The sequence below is a fragment of the Helicobacter pylori HUP-B14 genome (assembly GCF_000259235.1).
Classification (GTDB): domain Bacteria; phylum Campylobacterota; class Campylobacteria; order Campylobacterales; family Helicobacteraceae; genus Helicobacter; species Helicobacter pylori_CU.
On sequence record NC_017733.1, the window covers coordinates 1,230,576 to 1,249,681 of the forward strand.

The following is a 19,106-nucleotide window of genomic DNA, read 5'->3' on the forward strand; positions in this document are numbered from 1 at the left end:
TTTTGATGATCAATTCTCCATTTAACCCTAATATTCAAAGAACCACATCCATCGTTGAAGGGTTGTTGTAAGCGTTTTGATAGCGTTGCAAAAAAGCGTTATGGTTGGTAGCGTTAAAGGTTTGTAGGGCTTTTTTGTGCAAGCCATTCACCGGTTGTTTGGGGGCGTTTTCCACTTCTTTAGAGAATTTTCCGTTATAAAAATCCGTCAAACTATAGAGAGACTGGGCGGCCAAGCGTTTCTGGCTCTCATCCATTCCGGCCGTAGCCCTTAAAAAAGCCTCATACTCTCTATCGCTCATCAATTCTAAAACCAAAAAGCCGTAAGTCTCTCGCTTGTCAGGGTTAAAGGGGAGGTTTTCTGTTGGAGCGTCCTTTTTTTCTCGCTCTATTTTTTCTGTGTTTTCAACGGGAGCCAGGTCTTCTTTAGGAGCGCTTTTAGCGTTTAAAAGCCCATAAATGTTAGAATCAAACTGATTGATAGAAGAAACAGCCATGTGAATTTCCTATAATTGAATTTTACGCTGATATTAAGCAAAATCCATTCCCTAATGAGACTAAGAAATTTAAAAAGCTTAAAAGAGTTTTCTAATAGTGGCGTTCAAACCCTTTAAAAAGGGTCTAGGAGTTTATTTTCAAAAAGGATTCGTGTTTTTATGTTTTCATATTTCTATAAGGAGCTTAAAATGGATAAACAAAAGGTAAAACTCCTAGAGCATTGTTATACCATGATTTTATCAATCAATGCAACTTTTATGCGTTTAGAGCTTAAAAACTTTAATCCTTTAATTAGAGATTTTAGGTTAAACTACCCTAAAAATCTTTATTGATGGGTAAAAAGCATGCGTAATACCATTTTATTTGGCGTTTCAATGATACTCTTAGCGAATTTATGCTTTGGGATCATGAGCGCGTTTGTTAAAATCACAGCGGATTATTTTTCCCCTATGGAAAACGTGTTTTACCGCTCCATTACCATGACGCTTTTACTCTTATTTATTTATCCTTTCAAACCCTACCGCTTGAAGAGTTACAAACAAGGCGGTTTTAAAAAACTCGCTTTTAGGGTCGTTGTGGGGGGCTTAGCCATGCTGGCGTTTTTTTATAATATTGAAAAAATTTCGCTCGCCACAGCGACGGCTTTCTCGCAATGCGCGCCCATTTATACGGTGCTCCTTTCCCCTTTGCTTTTGAAAGAAAAGCTCAAAAGAAGCGCGTTAATTTCCGCATGCATTGGGCTAGTGGGGGTGGTGCTGATCTCCGATCCTAGCGTGGAAAATGTGGGGCCGGTTGAAATTATTATGGGCTTATTGAGCGGGATTTTTGTGTCTTTAGCGTATATCACTTTAAGGGATTTGAGGGAATATTATGACAAGCAAGCCGTGATTTTAGCGTTCGCCTTTGGCATGAGCCTTCTTGGATTAATAGGCATGTTCATTGATATTCCTTTTTTATCCACAGGCATTCATATCCCTAGAAAAGAAGACATTTTGTGGATTTCTTTAATAGGGATTAGCGGGACTTTAGGGCAGTATTTCTTAACTTATGCTTACATGAACGCGCCCGCTGGGATCATTGCCCCCATTGAATACACCCGCATTGTCTGGGGGCTGTTGTTTGGGTTGTATTTGGGCGATAAATTCTTGGATCTTAAAAGCTCTTTAGGGGTGGTTTTGATTTTATGTTCAGGCTTACTCATTGCCTTGCCCGCTCTTTTAAAAGAATTAAAAAAAATTTAAATCATGCAACTAAGCCCCTTACAAAGCGCTCTGTTATACTTTAGCTATTTTATTTATCCAGAGAAAAAAACAAGAAGCTTTGATTTAAGCGATTTAGTCTTTATCATCATGGTTTTTTTAGTCCTGGCTTTGGGGCTGTTGATGAGTAAAGAAATTTCTATCAGCTACAATGAAGCGAAAGACTTTTTTTATAACGATGTGTGGTTTGTCAAAATCGCTCAAAAAAGCGTAGCCATTTTAGGCCAAAACGATTTGGCTTTAAGATTGCCTTTTTTGATCGCTCATCTCATCAACATGTTTTTATTCTATCTCATAGGGCGAAAGATTTTAAAAAAGCCTAAAGACGCTCTTTATGTGGTATTGACTTACGCTTTATTGCCTGGAGTGAATCTCTTTGCGATTTTATTGGCTAAAAGCGTGCTGGTGTTAAGCCTTGGGCTTTTGATTAGCTATTTATATATCAAAACCCAAAAAATCCCTTATTTAACCCTTAGCGCTTGCGCGTTTTTAGACGGCGCGTTCATCCCGCTCTTACTAGGGGTTTTTACCTACGCTTTAAGAAAACGCTATTTTAAGAGCGCGATCTTTATTTTGGTGGTTTTAATTGTGAATACCGCTCTTTTTAGCGGGAGTTTCAATAAGGGATTGCCTAGCGGGTATTTTATAGACACATGCTTAGAACTCATGCTTTTATATTCGCCCTTATTGTTCCTCTACTACCCTTATACGCTCTATAAAGCCCTTTTGGATAAAAAGCCATCGTTACTAGCCTTTATGAGCGCGAACGGTTGGCTTTTCCCTTTGCTTTTGAGCATGCGTCAAGAGATAGATTTAAGAACTTTCGCCCCTTTAGCGTTAATCGGTTTGCCTTTGTTTGTTAAAAGCGTTTTAAATAGCCTTAGGGTGCGTTTGAAGGAATTTAGGGGGCAATATTATTTGCGCGTTTTCAGTTTGTATCTTTTAATGCTCACTGAAACGCTTTTTTTATGGGGGAGTAAAATTTCTGGCGCTAATGAAAAATTATTAAACCGGCATTTCTTGGCCAAAGAAGTCGCTACAGCCTTGCAATTAAGGGGCATCCATCAAATCCGCACTAACGATAAACAACTCGCTTTAAGGCTCCAATTCTATGGCATTAAAAAAGGGGGGAGGTTAAGACTGATTAACACTAAGATTTCTAAAAAACGCCCTGATATTACAATCATCTACGCTGATAAAATTCTACAATCCTATAGTTTGGTGCGCCATTAAATCCATTCTTTAAAAAGCGTTTTATCTAAAAAACGATAAAATACACTCTAAAAATAAATAAAATATGCGAGAAAAATCATGAGACTCAAACTAACCCATATCACCCATATAAGCCATAAGATTGCTAACGACTTTATCCATTCAAAACTATTAGAATTAAAAGCCCCTAGAGAATTATTGTGTGAATTGATAGAAGGGATTTTAGAAAAAAGCGTTAAAAAAGAAAACGCCATAGATGAGCAAGCCAGAGAGCTTTTAGAAGAAAACACCGATGAAATAGAATTCATGCGGATGGATGAAAGGCAGCTTTTTTGGATGATTAAAAGACAGATCGCTCAAAAAGAGGGCTTTCATTTGTTTTGGGAAGAAAGGTGCAGCGATTTATCGCACCAGATTTTGAACAAAATCTTAGATGAAGATTTGATCATGTTTAGCGTGTCAGAAAATTTGATAAGAAATTTGATTTACAAATCCATTGACACCTATTCTAAAGCGTATGAAAGCATTGAAAATGAAGTGCATGAAAAAATCAAGCATTACAAACGCAAACTGCCCGTAGGGAGCGATGAATACGAGTTGGTGTTTGAAAGGCTCTATGAAGAAGAATTAAGACGCAAAGGCTTTTTATAATGGTCTCTCTCTATTTAGAAAACGGGCTTTTTTTACAAGCGCAAAGTTTTGGGGCTAGCGGCACGCAAGTGGGCGAGCTTGTTTTTAACACTTCTATGAGCGGCTATCAAGAAGTCATTAGCGATCCTAGCTATAAGGGGCAATTCGTGGTTTTTAGCATGCCTGAAATTGGGGTTGTGGGCGCTAATTCTAAAGATGATGAATCCTTTTTTTCATGCGCAGGGGTTTTAGCACGCCATTACAACGAATTTTTTTCTAATTCAAGGGCGGATTTTAGCTTGAGCCTTTATTTGAAAAAGCGTGGCGTTTTAGGGATTTGTGGCGTTGATACCAGGAGTTTGATTAAAACCTTACGCCATCATGGGTGCTTGATGATGGTCGCTTCCACGATAGAGCATGACAAAAACAAGCTTGAAGAAATTTTAAAAAACGCTCCTAAAATTTCTCACTCCCCCTTAGTGTCTAGCGTTTCTACGCCAAAAATCATCACGCACCAGCGCGCTACTTTTGATTTCAACACCCTAGATTACAAGCTTTTTGATGAAAAAACCTCTCATAAAGTTATCGCCGTGTTAGATTTTGGGGCTAAGGGCAATATTTTAAACGAGCTTCAAAATGTGGGGTTAAAAGCCCTTATTTACCCGCACCACACTAAAGCTAGCGAGCTGATTAAGGCCTATGAAAAAAAAGAAATTAGCGGGATTTTCCTCTCTAACGGGCCAGGCGATCCTTTGAGTTTGCAGCAAGAAATTGGCGAAATCAAACAACTCATTGACGCTAAAATCCCCATGTTTGGCATTTGTTTAGGGCATCAATTGCTCTCTATCGCACAAGGCTACCCTACCTACAAGCTCAAATTTGGCCATCATGGGAGCAACCACCCCGTTAAAAACCTAGAAACAAACGCTGTTGAAATCACCGCGCAAAACCACAACTATTGCGTCCCTGAAGCAATTGAAGAAATCGCTACTATCACGCACCGCAATCTTTTTGACAACACCATTGAGGGCGTGCGTTATAAAAACGCTCCCATCATCTCTGTCCAGCACCACCCAGAAAGCAGCCCTGGCCCTAAAGAGAGCCATTATATTTTTAAGGAATTTGTGGAATTGTTAAAGGGCTTTTAGGGGTTTTTAAAACAACACCTATAAAGGTTGAAAAGCACTTTAAAAATAGATTTAAATCTTTTTATCAAAAAATCTCACATTTACTCTAAATTAGTTCTCTTGCAATAGCATTCTCTCGCAATAATTGTTATTGTTATTGCGACAAAACTTTTAGAAGGAGTTATTATGGGAAGTATCGGTAGTATGGGCAAACCTATTGAAGGGTTTTTAGTGGCAGCCATTCAGTTTCCTGTGCCAATTGTCAATAGCCGTAAGGATATTGATCACAATATTGAAAGCATTATTAGAACCTTGCATGCGACTAAAGCGGGGTATCCGGGAGTGGAGCTTATCATTTTCCCCGAATACAGCACGCAAGGTTTGAATACCGCTAAGTGGCTTAGCGAAGAGTTTTTATTAGATGTCCCGGGTAAAGAGACAGAGCTATACGCTAAGGCGTGTAAAGAGGCGAAAGTTTATGGTGTTTTTTCAATCATGGAACGCAATCCTGATTCTAACAAAAACCCCTACAACACCGCCATTATCATTGATCCGCAAGGTAAAATCATTTTAAAATACCGCAAACTATTCCCATGGAATCCCATTGAACCATGGTATCCTGGGGATTTAGGAATGCCTGTGTGCGAGGGTCCGGGCGGATCAAAATTGGCCGTGTGCATTTGCCATGACGGCATGATTCCAGAGCTCGCTAGAGAAGCGGCCTATAAAGGGTGCAATGTGTATATCCGTATTTCAGGCTATAGCACTCAAGTCAATGATCAATGGATTTTGACCAACCGCTCCAATGCGTGGCACAATTTGATGTATACCGTGAGCGTGAATTTAGCCGGCTATGATAATGTCTTTTACTACTTTGGTGAGGGGCAAATCTGTAACTTTGATGGCACGACTCTTGTTCAAGGGCACCGCAACCCTTGGGAGATTGTAACCGGGGAAATCTATCCTAAAATGGCAGACAACGCCCGCTTAAGCTGGGGCTTAGAAAACAACATTTACAACCTAGGCCATAGAGGGTATGTGGCTAAACCGGGCGGAGAACATGACGCAGGCTTAACCTATATCAAAGACTTAGCCGCTGGTAAATACAAATTGCCTTGGGAAGATCACATGAAAATCAAAGATGGCTCTATTTATGGCTACCCTACCACCGGTGGGCATTTTGGGAAATAATCCCTAACCTTGTATTTTTGCTAGAACCTGTTTTTAAAGGTTCTGGTTTTTCCCCTATTTTAATTTTTTCAATCAATTTTTACGAATAGTCTTCTATTGTAGAACATGTAAAAAAACCCATAAAAAGCGTAAGCCCCCATAAAGCGATATAACCTATGCAAAACCATGTTATTTTTGATAAAGACCACCACCCCATTGCGGCTGATAGAGCACTAAAATCTGTAATAATGCCATAGCTACAATAGATCATTCCCGCTAAACATGCCAATTTATGAGCATAGTAGTAAGCACTAATCCCAAAACCACCACCAAGATTGATAAAAGAATACGAGACCAAGACCCCATGACAACTCCTTAAACATCAAATGCTAGAGTATATCGTTTTTTTTGTTTGTCAAGGGGGTTTATCAGTTAGTGGATAGTGTTTTAATATTTATAAAATAATAGCGTTTATAATAATAAAAGTTTAGCCCCTAATTGTAGTGCCCCTAACAAGCCTTCCACATTCAGCCCCAACCCCACGCTCAAATTCTTGCTTGAGCTTTTAATATAAGGCTTATGAAAGTCCTCTAAACGCACGCAGCCCGCGCTTTCTTGCCACAAACCGCTCTCTAAATATTTTTCTATCTCGCTAGGATCAAACGCCTTTAAACGCGCTCTAAAAACCGACAGATCCAGCCATTCCAACACAGGAGAAATCAATGCAGAGCAGGTTAAAACCTCTATTTCATGACCATTTTGGAGTTTTAAAAATTCAAGGGCTTCTTGCTTGTTTTTAGCTTTTCGTTGCATGCGATTACCCACGCTCACCACGCTATCAGCCACCACGATAACGCAATTATTCGCAAGTAACTCTTTAGCTTTTTCTAATTTCCCCTTGCACGCCAAATAGACAAACTCCCTAGGGTCTGTGGTTTTTAGGCTTTCTTCATCAAAATAGAGTGCTTTTTGTTCAAACTTAATCCCATGCTCTTTTAAAAGATTCGCCCTAGCGCTGGATTGAGAGCCTAAAATAAGCTCCATGCTATCCCTCTAAAGCTTTAAGAGCGGTATTTTTCGCTAAATTGAGCGCCGCTTGCAAATTTTCAATATCCTTACCCCCAGCGCTCGCAAAATCATCTCTCCCGCCCCCTTTACCCCCTAAAATTTGCGCCACTTCATTAGCCCATGCGTTCGCTTTTATGGGCGCGTTTTTCACCCCGCATGCGAGAGTTATGCGCTCATTTTCTTGTTTAAACACCATAGCGAGCAATCTTTCATGCTTACTTTTCAATCGGTCAATCATTTCTTTAATGTCGCCTTGTTCCACGACGCCCACCACCAAATCCACGCCATGGATTTTTTCAATCGGCAAATCCATAGAAACGGGGACTTTTTGGCTGTTTTTCACGCTCTCTTTAAGCTTGTTGATGCCGGCTATGACATCGTTATTTTTCAATAAAGTCTTAGCGTTTTTAAGCTCTTTACTTTCTTCTTTAGCCAGTTGGTAAAAGGCCTTCCCGCACACCGCTTCAATGCGTCTGACCCCACTACTCACCCCGCTTTCTTTTACAATCCTAAACCCCCCAATCAGCCCGGTATTTTCCACATGAATGCCCCCACACAATTCAATAGACGCTTCTTTAAAGCTCACCACGCGCACATTTTCAGCGTATTTTTCACTGAATAACGCTAACGCTCCCTTATCTTTAGCTTGGTTTAAAGGCATATACTCCACCTGGCTATTTAGGTGCTTGAAAATTTGAGCATTAACTAAATCTTCCACTTTTTCTAACTCTTCATCATTGAGCGCTTTAGCATGCGAGAAATCAAAGCGCAATCGTTTGGATTCCACTAAACTCCCTGCTTGACTCACATGCGAGCCTAAAACTTCTCTTAAAGCGCTCTGCAATAAATGCGTCGCGCTATGGTGTTTGGCGATTTCTAAGCGCTCATCGCTCACTTGCGCGATCACTTGATCGCCTTTTTTTAGCGCTTTTTTGATTTCAAGAAGCGAAAAATTAAGCCCAAAAAAGTTTTTTGTGTCTGACACTATAGCCGCTTCTTCATTATCTTTTAAAAGTGCACCCCTATCGCCTATAGCCCCCCCACCTTCTGCATAAAAAGGGGTTTTTTCTAGCAACACCCAAACTTCTTGGTTAGGATTTGCATCGGTTATTTCTTTAAAATCGCTATCAAAAAACCCTAAAACTTTAGCAGGACATTCTGTCGTTTCATACCCTACAAAAACATTAGGTGCATAAGCGTTTAAAATAGCGCTAAAATCAGCGTTATTTTGTTTGCCTTTCCATGAAGCTTTAGAGCGTTTCACTTGCTCTTGCATGCAATGTTCAAAGCCTTGCATATCCACGAACGCCCCATGACTTCTTAGCATGTCGTTCGTTAAATCCAAAGGGAAACCAAAAGTGTCATAAAGCTTGAAAGCGATCTTGCCATCAAAGATTTTATTTTCATTCAAATGCTTTAAAGACAAGTTAAACAATTCCATGCCAGATTCCAAAGTCTCTAAAAAACGCTCTTCTTCTTCAAAGCACTCTTTCATCACTATTTCTTTAGATTCTTTCAAATACGCATGCGTGTTAGCAAATTGCTCGCACACCACGCCCACGACTTTGTATAAAAACGCTTCTTTCAAGCCCATTAAATACCCATGCCTTAAGGCTCGCCTTAAAATACGCCTTAAAACATAGCCACGGCCTTCTTTATTGAAATGCACCCCTTGAGCGAGCAAGAACGCTACCGCTCTGGCGTGATCGGCTACTACCCTAAAGCTTGGTTTAAATTCGCTCGTATAATCCAAACTTGTAAGCTCGCTGATTTCTGCCATTAAGGGTGCAAATAATGAAGAATCAAAATTATTGAGCTTATGTTCTAATAGTGCTTGCACCCTTTCTAACCCCATGCCTGTATCAATGCTAGGCTTTGGTAAGGGGGACAAAACGCCATCATTAGAGCGTTCGTATTGCATGAACACCAGATTCCAAATTTCTAAAAACCTATCGCCCTCGCCCCCAAAATAATCCTCGCTCCCCTTAAAGTGTTTTTCGCCCTGATCAATATAAATTTCACTGCAAGGCCCGCAAGGCCCGCTATCGCCCATTTGCCAGAAATTATCTTTATCGCCCATTTTTTTAATCCTATCAAAAGGCACAAACTTTTCCCATAGCTTAACGGCTTCATCGTCTTTTTCATGCACGCTGATATACAAATCTTTAGGCTTAAACCCTAAATTCTTGGTTACAAATTCCCACGCAAACAAAATCGCTTCTTCTTTGAAATAATCCCCAAAAGAGAAATTCCCTAGCATTTCAAAAAGCGTGTGGTGTCTTGCGGTATAACCGACATTTTCTAAATCGTTATGCTTACCGCCTGCGCGCATGCACAATTGCGAGCTTGTCGCTCTAGGGATGCTAGGGCGCGGCACAATCCCGGTAAAAATATCTTTAAATTGCACCATGCCGGCATTAGTAAAAAGCAAGGTGGCGTCATTAGGCACTAAAGGCATGCTAGGATAAATCTCATGCCCCTTATTTTGAAAAAATTGTAAAAATTCGTTGCGAATGTCCATGGGTATTCCTTTTTGTCGTTTTATCGCGCGCTTTAAAGCTATTTTATAGCTCTTTTAAGTTGTTTTTTTAAAAAGATAGTTTATTATACTTTAAACATCCAAAATAAAGGAGAAAACCATGTTCCATGAATTTAGAGACGAAATCAGCGTGTTAAAAGCGAATAATCCGCATTTTGATAAGATTTTTGAGAAACATAACCAGCTTGATGACGACATCAAAACCGCTGAGCAACAAAACGCTAGCGATGCTGAAGTCAGCCACATGAAAAAACAAAAATTAAAATTAAAAGATGAAATCCACAGCATGATCATAGAATATAGAGAAAAGCAAAAATCCGATCATGTTTAAGGTTTAGTCATCTTTGTGAAAACACGCTAAAACGCTTTTTAAAAAGGGGGTTTTGGCTTGTCGCTTGGTTAGCACTTATTAGTTAGACTTGACACCTTGATTTTAGGTTAAAGCGTTAGGTTGCTTTCAGCTTTATTCCCACTATAAGCTTTATTAATTTTAATATTCTTTACATTTTTAAAAAATGGGTTTTTAAAACTTTAGTTTTATCGTTTTAGATCTCATTTTGTTGTAAAATTATTTTATTAAAGTTCTTAAAGTTTTGTTTTATTTTCTTGAAAATATAGGAAGCACTTTGAGATTATTCTCTCCCTTTTAGCCCCACTAATCCCCCTAAAGAAGCGCTTTTTAAAAACTATCGCTTAAATTAGCGTCAAGTTTTCCAATAAATAATTATCAAAAACGCTAAAAAGGATTTTTCATCAAAATCCCCAAAAAAACAAAGTGTTTAAGAAAAGAGGGTTTAAGAAAAGAAATCTCTCAATAAGAAACCCCCTAAAAAAAAGAGGATTTAAGAGAGAGGGTTCAAAAGAAAAAAGATTTTTCATTAAAATCCCCAAAAAAAACAAAGGGTTCAAAAACAGAGAATTTAAAACAAAGGGTTCAAAAAAAAGAGAGTTTAAAAAACAAAGGCTTCAAAAAAATTAAACCCCTCCAAAAAAAAAGGCTTCAAAAGAAACCCCCCAAAAAAAGAGGGTTAAAAAAGGGAGTTTCACAAAGGGTTTTAAGCTTTTAGTAAGCGAACACATAATTCAAATACACGCTATAGAGCCTGCGGTATTTGAGTTCAGCCCCCATAAAGGAATAATAGTTCGTGTTGATGGTGGGGATCTTCACGCCTAATTCAATCCCATGCTGAGCCACATGATCGCTGTCTTTTTTCTTAGGTCTGGCCAAATTCATTCTCACTCCCATGTTGAATAAGAATTGGAAGTTCGCCACGTTCATTTTAGCGTTATAGACGTTATTCATGGTGGCTAAATTCACATACTCAGAATTAAGCCATGAAGTCCCCGCTAACGCAATCCCTCCAAAAAGCCCCACGGAAAGCTTGTTGTTTTTGCCTAAGAAATTGGTGGCTTTATCGTTGATGAAATTATAAAGAGCGTCCGCTCCAAAACCATAAGTCCATACATCAGAAGCCGAGTTGAAGAAGCTGGATTTAATGAACGCATGGTTGTAATCAAAGAAGCCGTAATACCTAGCGCCCCATTTTCTTTTTTGGCCAAAGAATTGTTTGTAGCCTACTTGGATACCGATCCCATTCATGGCACCATTGTTGGTTTGAGAGCTGACGATTCCCACTTTCCTAAAGGGGTTTCGTCCTAGTTCTTGGTTGATGGTTTGGATTTGGTTGTAAGAGTTTTGATTCAAGTAGTAGTTGGTCTCTATGCCTTGCGGGCTATAGGGGTTATTCTTTTTGCTCACCGCATTTTGCAAGCTTTGCGCGTTAGGGATGCTAGAGAGCGCAGTAGTGATGCTGTTATAGGTGTTGCCCAATTCGTTGTATCTAGATTTGAAATTCACTAGAGTGTCAGCGATGTTTTCAGCTTGCTGTATCTGCTGCTCTTGAGTGCCAAAATGAGCGATGCTGTTGGTTAAAGCCGTTATGGTTTGTTTCACATAGGCGCAACCGGCCCCCCAAGTGTTAGAAGTTACCCCTTGATTAGGCAATGTCCCATCATCTTTACAACTTGCCAAAAAGGCGCTAACAAAATTGGTCATTTCTTCCCTAACATTAACGTTATTGTTGTTTTGCATGACTTCCAAATTCTTTTTCACTTGTTCGCTCAAATTGAACATCTCTGCTTGCGCTTTAGCGTTAGCGAGCATGCTTTGTGCAAAGCTAGCGTCTGTGTAAGGGTTGAATGGTTTTCCAGTGTCTAGGTTGTTTTGATTTTGCGCATTTTCACTAACGATTTGGCTTTGCGCGACGATTTCTTGGGCGTTTTTGATCATGCTAGTAACCTGGCTAAATTCCTGTTGGAAGATTTGGCACGCATTCCCACTTGTGGATAAACCCCATGGGCTACCATCACCTTGAGCGTTTACATTACTCCTAGATCGCACTAAAGGGCATTGCGTGTTAAGGACTTGCATGATGTTTGCCGCTTGATTTAAAAGCTGTTGAGCGTTATTGATGATGCTAAATTCGACGGTGGCTTTGTTATTATTATAAGTAGTGGCGATCATTACGCCGTCTTGAGTAGTCATTTGCGTGCTACCACCACTGCTGCTACCATTTTTAGCCCGGCAGAACTGATTCACACCGCCGTTAGTACTATTATTCTGTTCGCATTCGTAGGTGTATTTAACACTCACACTTGTGCCTTCCCTGCCTAGTTCAGGAAACCCATTTTGATTCTTTAAAGCTTGTTGGATGATTTGATAGGCTTCATTGAGTTTCTTGAATTCATCAATAGACATGCTTTTACCAGGCCCAGTCGATTCAAAGCGGTTGCAAGTAATGGCCGTGGAACTCTGTCCTGGCTGGCCATGAAAGATCACGCTACCAGGCCCACCCCCTGTGTCGTTCCCGTTCCCGCACATGACCGCATAGCCGATGGTATTCCACAGCCCCACTGCGGCATTAAGAGCCAAAGAGACGGCTTGATAGGCGGGGGAATTGGTTTTTTCTTTGAGCAAACCCGTCGCGCCCGCATTCAAATTATTAATCGTGCCACTGACAGCGCTCGGATCAGCGGATAATTTGATCAGGGTGTTTAGGGTGCTGTATCGGGTTAAAAGGTTGTTCAGCTTTTCATAATTGTCTGAAAGCTCTTGAATGCCTTTGGTGTTTGTTACCATTTGAGCGGCTTCACCGATCTGATAGCCTACGCTTGTGTAAAAGCCGTCGTCTTCAGCGTGGAGCAAAAACGAGAGAGAGAGAGAGAGAGAGAGTAAAAGGGTTTTTTTCATAAATTTTCTCCTTGAAATTAAAATAGTTAGGTAAGTCTTTTAAAATGATAAGATCTTATCACAAGACTTCGTTAATATAGCATGGATTGATAAGATTTTTGCACTGATTTGGCGTTTTGTTGTTTCAAAAAAAAAAAAAAAAGGGTTTTTGGGGTATTTTTGAACCATTTTTAATTGTTAAAAGGGGTTTAAAATTTGTTTTAATAGGGATAGCAGTAAAAATAGGGTTTAGTTACTTGGTGGGATCGTTTTGGATTTGGCTGCAAGACTCTTAAGGGGGTATTTTAAAATAACATTCCCACTAGATTTCTAATAACGCTCAAGAAATCACCGCTAAAATCAAGCTTTTTTATTTTGTCTTAAAAAGGCTTTTTATCGTTTTTACCGCTAGCACTCCATAAAAGCCAGGCCAAGATTAAATAAGATTAAATAAGATTAAATAAGATTAAATAAGATTAAATAAGATTAAATAAGATTAAATAAGATTAAATAAGATTAAATAAGATTAAATAAGATTAAATAAGATTAAATAAGATTAAACAAGATTAAACAAGATTAAACAAGATTAAAAGGGCCATGCCCCCTATCAGCCCTAAAAATTTAGTGCTGTTTAAAAGGGCTATCCACGACTTTTTTCCTGTCTACAATGTAGGGGATTAAAGCCATGTGGCGGGCTCTTTTGATCGCTACTTCCACCCTCTCTTGCCACTTTTTGCTATTGCCTGTCAACCTCCTTGGCATGATTTTATAGCGCTCTGATAGCGTGTGCTTGAGCATGTCTAAATCTTTATAATCAATAAAGCTGATTTTAGCTTCAGTGTATTTGCAATAGCGTTTTGAATAGCGTTTTCTTTCCATAATGTCTCCTTAATTTTAACCCTTAAAAGGGGATTTCTTCTTCATCAATATTGATTTCAGGCACGCTGTTTTGATACTTGGACGGCTGTGCTTGTAAATTCTCTTTAGCGTAAGCGTTTTGCGCATAACTTGGGGCTTGGTTAAAAGGATCCTGGCTGGGAGCGTTATAATTAGCGGGATAAGCGTTGTTGAAATTCTCATGCGTCATGCTATCTTGCATGGTGTTTGCTTGGGGATTGTCTGACTTTTTATCCATAAATTGCAACGAGTCCGCTGTGATAGTGTGGCGGGAATTTTTTTTGCCCGTTTGATCCATCCAACTCTCATAAGTCAAACGGCCTTCTATCAAAACGCTTGACCCCTTGCTCAAATACTGGTTAGCGATTTCAGCCGTTCGCCCAAACAAACGCGCATCTATGAAGCACACTTCTTCGCCTAGCGTGCCGTCTTGCTTTTTAAAACGCCTGCTTGTGGCTAAACCTATTGTAGCCGCAGCCGAACCGCTAGGCAAATATTTCAACTCCACATTCCTAGTCAAACGCCCTACCATAATCACTTTATTAAACATGATAAGCCCTTATTCGCTATGAGATTCTGTGCTTTTTGCTTCCTCTGCGTGGTGAGAATGCGTGTGTTCGGTTTTTTCGTGTTTTTCTTTAGCGTGCGATGGCTTTTTATTAGCCCTATCCACTAACGCATGCCACGCTTCCACTTCTTTTTTGCTTTCGTATTTGATCACAATGAAACGCAACACGTCTTCATTGATGCGATACAATCGTTCAAGCTCTAAAATCATTGACGGATCTGCTTTGAAATACGCCACATAATAATAGCCTCTTTTGTGCTTTTTGATTTCATAAGCTAAATTACGCATGCCCATATCCAGGCTCGTTTCAATCACGCCATGATGCTTAGTGATCACTTCTCTGTAAAATTCAATTTTGGATTTAATCTCTTCTTCTACTAAAGTAGGTTTGAGAATAAACATCGTTTCATAATGCCTCATCCATTCTCCTTATGGTTGTATAGCCCTTTTTTTACTAAAAAAGAGCAAGGTCTAAAAAACTTTTGATTATACCTTGCTTTCGCTTGTTTTTGGATTAAATTTAGTTTTATTGGAATATTAAAGCTCAAAACAAAAAACGCCTTAGGCATTTTTCAAGGGTTAATGATTTTTTGAATGGAGGTCAAATACAAAAAGCCCAATTCTTTTTGCCCTTGCATGCTTTGAAGGTGCCATAACCTAAAAATTTCAAAAACCCTCTTATAGCCGGCTTCTTTCAAACGCAAGGCGTTTTTAGCGTAATTTTCGGCAATTTCTTTAGGAGGAGTGTAGCCTAAAACTTCTTTAGCGTCCATTAAACCGGTCGTTTTAATGTGGGCGAAAAATAAAAAAAGCTGGTAAAAATACCGCTCTAACCCCCTTAAAATATCCGCATCCTTTTTGCCCTCTTTTAACAAATAATCATAAATATCAAGAACGCTTTTTTTCAAAAAAAGCCCTAAAATGAGCTTTTGCAAATCCATATCCCCCGCATTGGAGCTTAATTCTTGAATGTCTTCTAAAGCGATGGGCGCATTTAAAACCGCTAGCTTGTCTAAATCGTTAAACGAAACGCCTAAATCCTCGTTATTGGTTTCAAAAAGAGCGTTTAAAAGATGGCTGCTGATGTCTAAATGTAAAAAATTAGCCCTTTCTTGCAAGAATTTCAAACTCTCCCAAGTTTTAGGGGTAAAAAAACGCGTGCAGATCGCTTCATCTTTCAAGGGGCTTTTTTGGAAAAATTTAACGATAGCATCGCTAGTGTATTTGTATTTGGTGGTGTCGCTTTTAGCATTATAAAGCCCTATGATAAGCCTGTTATGGCTAGGCCGCTCTAAAGCCTTTAAAAAAAAATTGATATCATTTTCCTTAAATTTCTTATGCAGCGCAAAATCCAGTTTTAAAATGACTAAACTGCTCCCTCCAAATAAAGAATCCTGCTCTAAAAGGGTCGCGATCTGACTTTTTTCATAATCGCTCGCATAAAAAAGCGAAGTTTCTGTGTCAGGGTTATTGCCTTTAAAAAGCGTGCTAATCGTTTGAATATAATAATGGATAAAAAAATCAAACTCCCCATACAAAAACACCGCTTTAGGGAGTCGTTGTTTTAAATAATGGTCCAAATCTTTACGATACATGCTCTTTAATCCTTTCTGTGATTTCGCCTCTAACTTGCCCTAAAACCAAATCCGCATGCGTGATTGTAACGCGCACCTTTTCTAACGGCTTAAAAACCTTGTTCGTTTTGATTAAAACTTTAAGCCCTATAAATTCTTTTAACCCCACCACTACCCAATCTTTAACCTCTAAAACCACGCCCAGAAATTCTTTTTCTAAAAGTTCTAAAGCCAAGCGAGCGAATTTGCGTTTGATGAAATCTCTTTCAATCAAAGCGGCCTTTTTTTGCAAAGCGTTCAACTCAGAACACAACTCAGGCGTTTCTTCTAACAAATACGAGCAACCTTTAGCTTGATGAAACAACAATTCTTTTAAAAGCCTGTGTAAGGCTAGATCGCTGTATCGTCTAATGGGCGAAGTGAAATGCGTATAGCTAGCAAACCCCAAACCAAAATGGCTTTCTTGCAGGGGGCTATAAAGGGCTAAATTTTGAGACTTGATGATTAAGCGTGAAACTTCTCTTTCTATACTCTTTTCTTTGGCTATCTTTAAGGCATGCTCTAAAAAAGGAAAAAAACCCATGTTTTTAGGGCGCACAATCTCATAATCAAAAAGCTTAGCGTAAAGGCGTTTTTGCTGCTCCAAACTCGGCTCTTTATGGGTGCGGTATATCCCCTTATTGTGAAAATGCTCATCTAATAACTTCGCACTAGATTGGTTGGCTAAGAGCATGGCTTCTTCTATGAGGGTGTGCGCATCGCTTTCTTTTTCTGTTTCAATTTTTTCTATACGCCCTTCTTTATTCAAATACAGCTTGTTTTCAAAGGAATTGAAATTAAGCCCCTTTTTTAAACGCTCCTTTTTTAACTTTAAAGCCATTTCTAAAAACCCCAAAAGGCTTTGTTGCAAATCTTTATCTAAAGAGCTTTGATTAGCGCTTAAAAAATGATTGATTTCTTCATAAGTGCAATTAGCCCTAACTTCAATGACGCCTTGAGATAATCGGGCATTTTTCAAATTATCTAGAGGGATTTCATACACTAAAGCCAGGCGTTTTTCAAACGCTTTTAATGAGCATGCCCCTTGAGACAAACTCAAAGGCAGCATGGGATAGACGCTGTTAGGGAAATACACGCTAAAGCCCCTAATTCTAGCTTCTTTATCCAAACTGGAATGTTTCGGCACAAATTCGCTCACATCAGCGACCGCCACAAACAAAACCCTTTTTTTTTGGTCATAAAAAATCGCATCGTCAAAATCTTTAGCGTCTTTGGGGTCAATGGTGATAAAAGGGATATGAGAATAATTGATCCTGTCTTTAAAATCGCTCGCTTTGAGTTGCGCGTAATGTTGCGCTAAATCCAAGCAATCTTGTGAAAAATCCTTAACCCTGTCAAAAAGGCTTAAAGAAAGGTTTTCATCTATTAAAGGGTCTTCTAAAGCCCCTAAAATTTCGCTGATTTCACGCTTTTTAAGATCGATCTTTACCACGCAATGCCTGGGCAATTCTAGTAAGGATTTTTGGCTGTGCTTTAAAGAAACAGGTTTTTTAAAAGGCTCTTTAAAAGGGATAGCCACAATCTGGTTATTTTTTTTAGCCAAGTAAGCTATCATCGTGTGATCTGCATTTAAAAGAGCGGCTTTAAAAAAGGCTATGGGGCGTTTTTTAGAACATTCTATTTGGCATAAAATCAAAGCGTCTGTTTTAAAAGATGGGGGTAAGTTTTTGATTAAAGGGTCTTTAGGGTAATTTTTCGCTAAAGAAATGAAAAACGCCTTATCTTTTACTTTTTCAACTTTGCCTATATCAAAGCCTTCTTTTAAAAAATAGCGATCCTTTTTCAATTCAAGCGCTTCTTTTAAAACGCCCTTTTCTACTAGAGGAGCGAATGGTTTAGGGATCTTTTTAACCCCAAAAAACAGGCTTCTTAAAAACCCTTGCATCAAAAAACACTTCGCATGACTTCAAACGCTTTTGAATAAGGGATTTGAGAAGCGCTGAATTTTTCAAAACTTAAAGCAGCTTGATAGATGAGCATGTCTTTCCCGTCTTGAAAAGGGGTTTCTAACTCTTTAGCCAGAGATAAAAAGGGCGTTAAAAACCCATACGCTAAATCATAAGCGAGCTTGCCCTCTTTAAAATACCCTTTCAAAACCTCTTTATTCAAAGGCAATTCGTGATTTAAACTCGCTGAAGTGGCGTTGATAATCAAATCAAAAGCGCTTTTAGGAGGATCCATAAAACAATCACAGCCCAGGCGTTGGAAAAAATCCAATCCCCTAGCAGAGCGGTTTAACACGCTCACTTTCAAGCCTTGTCTTTTCAATTCGCACGCTAGGGCTTTAGCGCTCCCCCCAGATCCCAAAATCAGAGTGCTCTGGTAGCTCTCACCTCCCAAAGAGAGCCAGAAACCCAAGGCGTCGGTATTGTAACCCACAAGCTCATCATTTTCTAAAACAAGCGTATTGACCGCTCCGCATTCAAGCACGATACCTTTGATCTTATCGCAAATTTGAAACGCCCTTTCTTTAAAGGGTAAAGTTACATTAGCCCCACTCAATCCCAAATGCAAAAACTCGTTTTTGATGTGGCTTTCTAAAGGGAGTAATATGGGGTGGTAATGCCCCAAAAACCCTAATTCTTTTTGAAAAGTCAAAAAACAAGCGTTATGGATTAAGGGCGATTTGGAATGCTTAATGGGATTTCCCAAAACCCCAAAAGATTTTAATTTCATTATTCTTTCATTCAGCCCTTTTTAAAAGTTTTAAAAACACATAGCCCTTTGTTTTATTAGAAAATTCAATTTCAGCCCAATCGTTTTGGATTTCTAAAACCTTCACGCTTTTATTTTTTAAAAGCAATCCCAAGATTTTACCTTTTGTGCTAGGAAAAGCGCGTACATTCACGCCACTGACTGCGACTTTATACTCTAAAGGTTTTTTTCCCATTAAGGGGGTTGTAGGGGTTTTTTGGTTGTTTTGAGTGGGCGGGACGCTGTTTTGTTTAGGCTCGTTTTCTTTTTCTTGCTCTTGTTTAGTTTCTTGTTTAGTTTCTTTTTCTTGTGCGGCTGTTTCTAAAGGTGGCACTGTGTCTTTGGTGGGGTTTTCTTCTGTGGCGGTTGTGGTTGCGTTGGATTCTTCTTGTTTGGGCGGAAGCACGCTGTTTTGACGCTCTGTCTCGGTTTTTTCTAAATTCTGGTTTATTTGAACGCTGTCTTTTTTCGCATAAAAACCAAGAGCAGCATGCACTAAAGCATACAACAACATGAACGCCAAAACCACCAAAAAAGGCCGCATAAAAAGTTTTAAAGAAGATTTCATCTCAGTTTTCATTC

At 39.2% G+C, this 19,106-nt stretch carries 18 protein-coding genes and 1 pseudogene; 7 read left to right on the top strand and 12 right to left on the bottom strand.

The genetic code is table 11. The annotated features are described in order from the left end of the window. Positions 1-34: 34 nt before the first annotated feature. The gene (locus HPB14_RS05870; protein ID WP_000301257.1) at positions 35-496 is read right to left on the bottom strand and encodes a hypothetical protein; all 462 of its coding nucleotides are present in this window, start codon (positions 494-496) and stop codon (positions 35-37) included. Between the two features lie 94 nt (positions 497-590). Between HPB14_RS05870 and HPB14_RS08615 the strand changes: the two are divergent. The 6 genes and pseudogenes from HPB14_RS08615 (at position 591) to HPB14_RS05895 (ending at position 5,916) form a co-directional block, all read left to right on the top strand. Continuing rightward, positions 591-829: pseudogene (locus HPB14_RS08615) on the top strand (hypothetical protein). A 12-nt stretch (positions 830-841) separates the two neighbouring features. Further along, positions 842-1,738: a DMT family transporter gene (locus HPB14_RS05875; protein WP_001246301.1), complete on the top strand. Its 897-nt coding sequence runs from the start codon at positions 842-844 to the stop codon at positions 1,736-1,738. Between the two features lie 3 nt (positions 1,739-1,741). Further along, entirely contained in the window at positions 1,742-2,989 is a 1,248-nt protein-coding gene (locus tag HPB14_RS05880) for a glycosyltransferase family 39 protein (protein WP_001177373.1), read from the top strand. Between the two features lie 78 nt (positions 2,990-3,067). After that, positions 3,068-3,619, top strand: a complete 552-nt coding sequence (locus HPB14_RS05885) for a DUF507 family protein (protein ID WP_001237439.1) — start codon at positions 3,068-3,070, stop codon at positions 3,617-3,619. Next, on the top strand, positions 3,619-4,746 hold the full coding sequence (carA, locus tag HPB14_RS05890) for a glutamine-hydrolyzing carbamoyl-phosphate synthase small subunit (RefSeq protein ID WP_000254223.1): 1,128 nt from the start codon (positions 3,619-3,621) through the stop codon (positions 4,744-4,746). Before HPB14_RS05885 ends, carA begins: the two co-directional genes overlap by 1 nt. Before the next feature lie 165 nt (positions 4,747-4,911). Continuing rightward, a complete protein-coding gene (locus HPB14_RS05895; RefSeq protein WP_000534775.1) occupies positions 4,912-5,916 on the top strand; it encodes a formamidase in 1,005 nt (334 codons plus the stop codon). A gap of 79 nt (positions 5,917-5,995) precedes the next feature. Here the strand turns inward: HPB14_RS05895 and HPB14_RS08295 are convergent, their stop codons facing one another. From HPB14_RS08295 to alaS, 3 genes are all read right to left on the bottom strand, one after another. Continuing rightward, entirely contained in the window at positions 5,996-6,253 is a 258-nt protein-coding gene (locus tag HPB14_RS08295) for a hypothetical protein (RefSeq protein WP_000255518.1), read from the bottom strand. A 113-nt stretch (positions 6,254-6,366) separates the two neighbouring features. After that, on the bottom strand, positions 6,367-6,939 hold the full coding sequence (maf, locus tag HPB14_RS05905) for a septum formation inhibitor Maf (RefSeq protein WP_000420266.1): 573 nt from the start codon (positions 6,937-6,939) through the stop codon (positions 6,367-6,369). Between the two features lies 1 nt (position 6,940). Further along, positions 6,941-9,484, bottom strand: coding sequence for an alanine--tRNA ligase (alaS, locus tag HPB14_RS05910; protein ID WP_000354778.1), 2,544 nt, complete (start codon positions 9,482-9,484; stop codon positions 6,941-6,943). 118 nt (positions 9,485-9,602) lie between these two features. On the opposite strand from alaS, the gene HPB14_RS05915 reads away from it, so the two are divergent. Then, complete coding sequence (locus tag HPB14_RS05915) at positions 9,603-9,833, top strand: YdcH family protein (RefSeq protein ID WP_000468328.1); 231 nt, start codon at positions 9,603-9,605, stop codon at positions 9,831-9,833. Positions 9,834-10,565: 732 nt separating this feature from the next. Here HPB14_RS05915 and sabA read toward each other — a convergent pair. From sabA to HPB14_RS05960, 8 genes are all read right to left on the bottom strand, one after another. Continuing rightward, the gene (sabA, locus tag HPB14_RS05925; RefSeq protein WP_000753175.1) at positions 10,566-12,752 is read right to left on the bottom strand and encodes a Hop family adhesin SabA/HopD; all 2,187 of its coding nucleotides are present in this window, start codon (positions 12,750-12,752) and stop codon (positions 10,566-10,568) included. A gap of 600 nt (positions 12,753-13,352) precedes the next feature. After that, positions 13,353-13,610: a 30S ribosomal protein S18 gene (gene rpsR, locus HPB14_RS05930; RefSeq protein WP_000440196.1), complete on the bottom strand. Its 258-nt coding sequence runs from the start codon at positions 13,608-13,610 to the stop codon at positions 13,353-13,355. Positions 13,611-13,632: 22 nt separating this feature from the next. After that, positions 13,633-14,178 (bottom strand): single-stranded DNA-binding protein, encoded by a 546-nt coding sequence (locus HPB14_RS05935; RefSeq protein WP_000482468.1) that lies wholly within the window; start codon positions 14,176-14,178, stop codon positions 13,633-13,635. Between the two features lie 9 nt (positions 14,179-14,187). After that, complete coding sequence (gene rpsF / locus HPB14_RS05940) at positions 14,188-14,616, bottom strand: 30S ribosomal protein S6 (protein ID WP_001216736.1); 429 nt, start codon at positions 14,614-14,616, stop codon at positions 14,188-14,190. Positions 14,617-14,768: 152 nt separating this feature from the next. Continuing rightward, positions 14,769-15,791, bottom strand: a complete 1,023-nt coding sequence (holA, locus tag HPB14_RS05945; protein WP_000285877.1) for a DNA polymerase III subunit delta — start codon at positions 15,789-15,791, stop codon at positions 14,769-14,771. Then, complete coding sequence (locus tag HPB14_RS05950; protein ID WP_001161317.1) at positions 15,781-17,715, bottom strand: RNB domain-containing ribonuclease; 1,935 nt, start codon at positions 17,713-17,715, stop codon at positions 15,781-15,783. The genes holA and HPB14_RS05950 overlap by 11 nt, the downstream gene beginning before the upstream one ends. Further along, positions 17,715-18,506, bottom strand: coding sequence for a shikimate dehydrogenase (locus HPB14_RS05955; RefSeq protein WP_000769681.1), 792 nt, complete (start codon positions 18,504-18,506; stop codon positions 17,715-17,717). The genes HPB14_RS05950 and HPB14_RS05955 overlap by 1 nt, the downstream gene beginning before the upstream one ends. Positions 18,507-18,513: 7 nt before the next feature. After that, positions 18,514-19,104 carry an SH3 domain-containing protein gene (locus HPB14_RS05960; RefSeq protein ID WP_000846041.1) on the bottom strand — a complete coding sequence of 197 codons (591 nt, stop codon included), beginning with the start codon at positions 19,102-19,104 and terminating at the stop codon, positions 18,514-18,516. Positions 19,105-19,106: the final 2 nt, after the last annotated feature.